The following is a 6,599-nucleotide window of genomic DNA, read 5'->3' on the forward strand; positions in this document are numbered from 1 at the left end:
TGCAGCTAGACCCGTGATCGGCGAGTTCCGCCGCCTCATGGGTGTTCCTCCTGCCGCGTTCCGCCTGGGTGAGCGGCCCACTCCCACCTCGTGCCATGTGCCGGCGGACACGGTCGCCCTCACCTGACACCGGTGTCCGATGAGACCGTTCGGCGACAACCCAGCATCGCGACTCCGCGAAACCCGGGCAGGCTCGCCGTCTCATCCGGCTGGTACGAGTGATGCGCGTCCGACCTGTTCCAGGAGGAACACCTGGTCGGCCTGACCGGAACAGGTGGCCTGTGACAGCTCGGCTCCGGCATCGACGTCGGCCGGACCGCCGAGCAGGCCCACGCACTTGCCGCTGTGCACCGGCCGCAGAACGAAACCGTTCGGCACGGGGGCGGACACCGGCTGGAACAAGAACCGTTGATCGGCCGCCGAGGTGCAGTCCCTGGGGGCCAGCAGCATGCCGTCGTCGAGCAACGCCTCGTCCACTGACAGGCAGCCCCAGCCCTGCTCCGGATGGCGCCATTTGATCAGGTACACGCCGTGGCCGACGGCTTCGATATACGTGTCCGGCACCAGTTCCTTGCACGGTCGCTGAACGGCCAGCGGACGGTCGGTGCGCTTGTTGCGCTCGCGTCCCTCCCCCACGCAGAGGTCGCGGTCGGCGGTATGGCCTGGGCGGAGCAGATACCAGCCGTCGGAGGGTAACGCCGGCGGACCGGAGGAGCTGTCGAGCAGGACCGTGACGATCACAGCGATCGCCACCACGGTCACCGCCGTCGCAGCGGCGAGCCACCGCTTCGATCGTCCCGACGGTCGTGGTGCGGACGCTTCGGCACCCTGTGCCGTCACTGCCGGTCGCACGGCCGGATCCGCCGGCTCCATGTCGAGGTACGGGCCCACGGCCAGACGTTCCCGGGTGCTCAGCCACTCCGCCAGATGCTGCCCGTCGCCGCACGCGCGCACGAACACCGCCAGCAGCTCCGGCCTGGGAAGCGCGTCACGGCGCAACATGTCGGCGACGGTGCTACGGGGCAGGACGGCGCCGCATTTGGCGGCCTCTTCCTCCAATTGACGCAGTGTCCGCCCCGAATTCTTTTTGAGCAATCGGAGGAGGGCGGAGAACTCCGCGACATCCCGGGCTGATTCCGGCTGGACACGGTTACGAGTCACCATCCCATCGTGGCGGATCACCCGCCCCCAGGACGTCGGCTGGTCAGGTGACATTGTCCGACTGCCCGGACAGATGCCACCTGACCAGGCAAGAGATGGCGCAGCCGTCCGGGACGCGTCGAATCGCTTGGCGCACGTCCACCGTCTTGCCAAGCTGGCATCGCGTCACCGGAATTGCTGCAATTCGGAATTCTTCCCGCCGTGCATCAACCGGCGAAATGTTCGACCGGTCCGATCGTGTGTGTGTTCCGTTCGCCGAAGTCGAGGTGGACGGCGTAACCAAAAGGAAGGACTATCACATGGCATCGAGGAAACTCGTGGCATTGCGTAGATCTGCGGCCGTGGCTGGCGTCATCGCCGCCGGGCTCGTCGCCCTGACACCGTCCGCCGCGATGGCCGGCCCGGCCACGGAGGGCCAACCGGGCACGTCGGCTGCCTGCCGTTCGCACGGCCACTCGGCGAAGGACCCGTTCAACGACGGCTACCCGTCCAAGTCCAGCGTTCCGGTCCGTGCGGAAGGCCCCTATGCGGGCTGCACGATCGACGGCTACATCGACAGCAGCACGCGGCTGCACTACCACTGCTACGTCCGCAACGACTCCGGCAACACCTGGACCTGGGTGCGTGTCGTGGGCCAGGACATCGCCGGCTGGGTCTGGGACAGCAACCTCAAGTACAACGGCTCCGCCGTGCGTTGCTGACAGCCGGCGTGGTGTCTCCGCCATCGCGGAGACACCACGCCGGACACGAACGGCCCAGGGGTTGAACGAATGATCAATCCTGATTTCGAAGGCACCAGTGCCATTTCAGTGCCAGATCTTTGGGAAGTGTCATCGAGTTTGGGACCCTGCAAGCCGCTACTAAGCCTGGGCCAGGTCCGTGAAGCGGCTGTAGTGCAGCTGGTGCGCCACGGTGATGGTGGCGGTCGGGCCGGCACGGTGCTTGGCGACGATCAGGTCGGCCTCGCCGGCGCGCGGGTCGTCGCGTTCCCAGGCGTCCGGGCGGTTGATCAGGATGACCATGTCGGCGTCCTGCTCCAGCGAGCCGGACTCACGGAGGTCCGACAGCATCGGGCGCTTGTCGGTTCGCTGTTCCGGACCACGGTTCAGCTGGGAGATCGCGATGACCGGGACCTCGAGCTCCTTGGCGATCAGCTTCAGCGATCGTGAGAACTCCGAGACTTCCTGCTGACGTGACTCGGACTTCTTGCCCGACGACATCAGCTGGAGGTAGTCGACGACCATCAGCTTCAGGTCGTGGCGCTGTTTGAGGCGGCGGGCCTTGGCGCGGATCTCCATCATCGTGAGGTTCGGGCTGTCGTCGACGAACAGCGGCGCCTCGCTGATCTCGCTCATCCTGCGGGCCAGGCGGGTCCAGTCGTCGTCGCTCATCTTGCCGCCGCGCATGTCGCCGAGGCGGATGCGCGCCTCGGCGGAGAGCATGCGCATCACGATCTCGGTGCGACTCATTTCCAGGCTGAAGATGGCGCTGGTCAGGCCGTGCTTCACCGAGCACGAGCGGGCGAAGTCGAGGCCCAGCGTCGAGTTGTGGGTCGGGATCATCGTCCCGCCCGCGAGGTACAGGTGGTCGTGGTTGTCGACCTCCACGCACCGCACCGGCACGGACGCGACCGGGCGCACCGCCACGATCTCCACCTGGTCGTGCCGGCCCAGGCCGGCGATCAGCTCGTCGACGTCACGACGCAGGCGCGCGAACCGGCCGTCGATCTGCAACGCCGCCAGCAGCTCCTCGCGCTGCTTGCGCGAGGCACGCAGGTACGCGGCGGGGATGTGCGGGTCGTCGGCCACGTCCAGGTCCTTGGCCACGCGCAGCTCGTCGTCGGTCAGCTCCAGATCGCCCAGTCCGGACAGGAACAGACCCAGCGCACGTGGCGCCAGCGGCAACGAGACGGTGGGCAGCTCCCACCCGGCGGACATGCGCACGAACATGCGGCACACGCCGACGCGCTCGAACAGCTGCGCCGTCGTGCGGATCGCCCAGAAGCCGCCGGTCTCGCTGCACGACTCCGTCAGCCACTGGTGCTCGGCGTCGGCCACGATCACCGTGCCGTCGGAGAACTCCACCTCGAAGCACGGGCGGCCGGTCATCACCTCGGTCGCGGCGACCACGCGCGTCGGGCGGCCGTCGGCGCCGATCAGGAAGTCGCCCACCGCGACGGAACCCATCGTGGTCCAGCCGGACGGCGTGGGCAGCGGAGTGTCGAGCGCCAGCGCCTTGCCGACGCCGGGACGTGCGGCGACGATGATCATCTGGCCGCCGTGCAGGCCGTTCGTCAGCTCGTCGAGGTCCGCGAAGCCCGTCGGGATGCCCTGCGAGATGCCGCCGCGGGACGCGATCGCGTCGATCTCGTCCATCGTCGGCTGGAGCAGGTCCTCCAGCGCCACGTAGTCCTCTGTCGTGCGGCGGTCGGTGACCTCGTAGATCGCGGCCTGCGCGCGGTCGACCACCTCGTCGACGTCCGCGCCCTCGGCACCGTTGTAGCCGAGCTGGACGATGCGCGTGCCCGCCTCGACGAGGCGGCGCAGCACCGCCTTCTCGGCCACGATCTCGGCGTAGTAGCCGGCGTTCGCTGCCGTCGGCACCGTCGCGATCAACGTGTGCAGGTACGGGGCGCCACCCACGCGCAGCAGCTCGCCACGCCGCTCGAGCTCGGCCGAGATGGTGATCGGGTCTGCGGGCTCGCCGCGGCCGTACAGGTCGAGGATGCAGTCGTAGATCGCCTGGTGCGCGGGGCGGTAGAAGTCGTTCGGCGCGAGCGCCTCGATGACGTCGGCGATGGCGTCCTTGGACAGCAGCATTCCGCCGAGAACGGACTGCTCGGCGGCGAGGTCCTGGGGCGGCTGACGCTCGAATGAGGGCTCCGCCATGCCCCGGTCGTCCACCAGCGCCACTGCCAAATCACCCCTGTGAAGAGTCGAGAGCCGGTGCCATGTCCCCTAGTTGTACAGCGCGACACCGACAATTCCGGGCGGCCACGCTGTGCGATGACGATCGCCCGAGTCGCGACGCTAGAGGGACCCGTCCGGAGCAAGCAAACCAGCGTGTGGATTGTCCTGTGGACAACTGGGGGACAACCTGTGGATGGTTGCTCACAGGGGCGGAGGCGCTGGGGACAACCTGTTGACAACCGGTGGAGTGACAGAAGTAACTGCAGCTCAGGGGCTGTGCACAAGTTGTGGAAAAAGTTGTGCGCCACACCGTCGGCGTGTCGCGAAAAACGCCCGCTTCGGCGTGTCGTGAGCCCGCTGTACGCACGGTTTATCCACAGGACGTGGACGGGGCGGCACTGGTCCGAACGAGCGAAAGCGCCACCCACCCGGAGCATCCCGGGTAGGCGGCGCTTCAGCAAACTGAACGAGCCGAACTCACTCGGCAGCGGTCAGATCTGCGGGGTCTGCGGGGTCGCCCCCGCAACAGACACCGGAGTAGGGCCAAGGCGAAGCCGCGTAAGCGGCGAGCAGCCTTGGCCCTACCCTACGGAGCAGGGCTGGTTACTCGGCGGAGCTGGTAACAACCACCGGCAGGGTCAGGGTGACCTCGGGGTGGAGGCGAACCGTGACCGAGTGCTTGCCGGTCGTCTTGATGTGACCCGGCAGTTCGATGGCGCGCTTGTCCAGCACGGGACCACCGGCGGACTTGACGGCAGCCGCCACGTCCGAAGCGGTGACCGAGCCGAACAGCTTGGTGCTGCCCGCCGCGGCCTTCGCCTTCAGCGTCACGGAGAGACCCTCGAGAGCGGTCTTGATCTCCTTGGCGTGGTCCAGGTCGCGCACGCGCCGGGTGTCCTGCGCGCGGGTGATGACCTGGATCTGCTTCTGCGCACCGCGGGTCGCGACGATCGCGAGACCGCGCGGGAGCAGGTAGTTGCGGCCGTAGCCGTCCTTGACCTCGACGATGTCGCCGGGCGCGCCAAGGCCGGAAACGTCAGCGGTGAGGATGAGCTTCATCGCGAATGTCCCCTTTCTCAGCGAGCGGTCGAGGTGTAGGGCAGCAGGGCCATCTCACGGGCGTTCTTCACGGCAACAGCGACGTCGCGCTGGTGCTGCGAGCAGTTGCCGGTGACACGGCGGGCACGGATCTTGCCGCGGTCGGAGATGAACTTCCGAAGCAGCGTCGTGTCCTTGTAGTCGATCAGGCTCGCGCTCTTGTCCTTGCAGAAGGCGCAAACCTTCTTCTTGGGCTTGCGCACAGGCGGCTTGGCCATGTGTCTCTAACTCCTGGAATACGCAGTGATCAGGTTCTGGATGACCGGTGCAGCGGTCTAGAAGGGGGGCTCGTCGGCGAAACCACCCGAGCCGGCCGGCGGGGCGGAACCCCACGGGTCGTCTGCGGGCGCAGCGCCGCCACCGCCGCGAGACTGCTGGCCGCCGCCGCCGAAGCCGCCGCCACCGCCGTCTCCACGGCTGACCTTGTTGACCTTCGCGGTCGCGTAGCGCAGCGAGGGGCCGATCTCGTCGACCTCCAGCTCCACGACAGTGCGCTTCTCGCCTTCCTTCGTCTCGAAGGAACGCTGGCGCAGCCGTCCGGAGACGAGCACTCGCGAACCGCGGGTGAGCGACTCGGCCACGTTCTCGGCGACCTGCCGCCACACGTTGCACCGCAGGAACAGAGCTTCGCCGTCCTTCCACTCGCCGGACTGGCGGTCGAAGGTGCGGGGCGTGGAGGCGACCGTGAAGGACGCCACCGCGGCACCGCTCTGGGTGAAGCGGAGTTCTGGGTCGGCAGTCAGGTTCCCGACCACCGTGATCGTCGTCTCACCAGCCATGTCTTGGGAGCTCCCCTAATCGAGGTTCGTCAGGCCTTGGCGGCCGACTTGGCGGGCTCGCGGCGCAGGACCTTCGTCCTGAGCACCGTCTCCTGCAGACCGAGCTGGCGGTCCAGTTCCTTCACCGCGTCGGGCGTCGAGGTCAGGTCGAGCACCGCGTAGATACCCTCGGTGTTCTTGTTGATCTCGAAGCTCAGCCGGCGCTTGCCCCAAACTTCAACCTTCTCGACGTTGCCGCCCGACGTCTTGATGACGTTGAGGAACGTGTCGAGAGACGGCGCGATCGTGCGCTCGTCGAGACTGGGGTCGAGGATGACCATCACTTCGTAATGACGCATGAGGACCACTCACCTCCTGTGGACTCGCGGCCACGGGCTTTCCGTGGCAGGAGGGTCGTCGCGTCAGCAACTGAAGAAGGTTAACAGAGCGCGTCCGGCGACTACGCAGGGGTGCGGCGCAGGACCCAGGTCCGCACCAGCGCGCCCGTCACCAGGGCCAGCATCAGCACCGCGACCAGCACCGGAGCACCGACACCACCGGGGCCGGACATCCTCGGCAGCGCGTGCGCGCGGCCGGCGGCCTGCACCGAGTCGCCGTCGTAGCCGTTGCCGTTGGACGCGCGCGGCACTGCGAGCCGTACCGGACGGCCGGG

7 protein-coding genes and 1 pseudogene are annotated in these 6,599 nt (G+C 67.6%); 1 reads left to right on the forward strand and 7 read right to left on the reverse strand.

The genetic code is table 11. The features are described 5' to 3' along the window. Positions 1-201 precede the first annotated feature (201 nt). Positions 202-1,002, reverse strand: coding sequence for an RICIN domain-containing protein (locus FXN61_RS13695; RefSeq protein ID WP_167973853.1), 801 nt, complete (start codon positions 1,000-1,002; stop codon positions 202-204). Between the two features lie 500 nt (positions 1,003-1,502). Between FXN61_RS13695 and FXN61_RS13700 the strand changes: the two genes are divergently transcribed. After that, entirely contained in the window at positions 1,503-1,862 is a 360-nt protein-coding gene (locus FXN61_RS13700) for an SH3 domain-containing protein (protein ID WP_167973855.1), read from the forward strand. 159 nt (positions 1,863-2,021) lie between these two features. On the opposite strand, the gene dnaB is transcribed toward FXN61_RS13700, so the two are convergent. The 6 genes and pseudogenes from dnaB to FXN61_RS13730 all read right to left on the reverse strand — a co-directional run. After that, positions 2,022-4,049, reverse strand: a complete 2,028-nt coding sequence (gene dnaB, locus FXN61_RS13705; protein WP_188135021.1) for a replicative DNA helicase — start codon at positions 4,047-4,049, stop codon at positions 2,022-2,024. 624 nt (positions 4,050-4,673) lie between these two features. After that, entirely contained in the window at positions 4,674-5,129 is a 456-nt protein-coding gene (gene rplI, locus FXN61_RS13710; protein WP_167973859.1) for a 50S ribosomal protein L9, read from the reverse strand. Between the two features lie 17 nt (positions 5,130-5,146). Next, positions 5,147-5,386 carry a 30S ribosomal protein S18 gene (gene rpsR, locus FXN61_RS13715; RefSeq protein WP_030480165.1) on the reverse strand — a complete coding sequence of 80 codons (240 nt, stop codon included), beginning with the start codon at positions 5,384-5,386 and terminating at the stop codon, positions 5,147-5,149. Positions 5,387-5,443: 57 nt separating this feature from the next. Beyond that, positions 5,444-5,947, reverse strand: coding sequence for a single-stranded DNA-binding protein (locus FXN61_RS13720; protein WP_167973861.1), 504 nt, complete (start codon positions 5,945-5,947; stop codon positions 5,444-5,446). A 29-nt stretch (positions 5,948-5,976) separates the two neighbouring features. Continuing rightward, positions 5,977-6,285 carry a 30S ribosomal protein S6 gene (gene rpsF, locus FXN61_RS13725; RefSeq protein WP_086666963.1) on the reverse strand — a complete coding sequence of 103 codons (309 nt, stop codon included), beginning with the start codon at positions 6,283-6,285 and terminating at the stop codon, positions 5,977-5,979. A gap of 101 nt (positions 6,286-6,386) precedes the next feature. Beyond that, positions 6,387-6,599, reverse strand: a pseudogene (locus FXN61_RS13730) (hypothetical protein); the annotation flags it as partial.

The sequence above is a fragment of the Lentzea indica genome, from assembly GCF_012184385.1.
Lineage (GTDB): Bacteria > Actinomycetota > Actinomycetes > Mycobacteriales > Pseudonocardiaceae > Lentzea > Lentzea indica.

What these genes read in the sequence shown, in the direction of transcription:
- rpsF (WP_086666963.1), bottom strand. Translation starts at nt 6,285, where the DNA reads ATGCGTCATTACGAAGTGATGGTCATCCTCGACCCCAGTCTCGACGAG.
- FXN61_RS13720 (WP_167973861.1), bottom strand. Translation starts at nt 5,947, where the DNA reads ATGGCTGGTGAGACGACGATCACGGTGGTCGGGAACCTGACTGCCGAC.
- rpsR (WP_030480165.1), bottom strand. Translation starts at nt 5,386, where the DNA reads ATGGCCAAGCCGCCTGTGCGCAAGCCCAAGAAGAAGGTTTGCGCCTTC.
- rplI (WP_167973859.1), bottom strand. Translation starts at nt 5,129, where the DNA reads ATGAAGCTCATCCTCACCGCTGACGTTTCCGGCCTTGGCGCGCCCGGC.
- FXN61_RS13695 (WP_167973853.1), bottom strand. Translation starts at nt 1,002, where the DNA reads ATGTTGCGCCGTGACGCGCTTCCCAGGCCGGAGCTGCTGGCGGTGTTC.
- dnaB (WP_188135021.1), bottom strand. Translation starts at nt 4,049, where the DNA reads ATGGCGGAGCCCTCATTCGAGCGTCAGCCGCCCCAGGACCTCGCCGCC.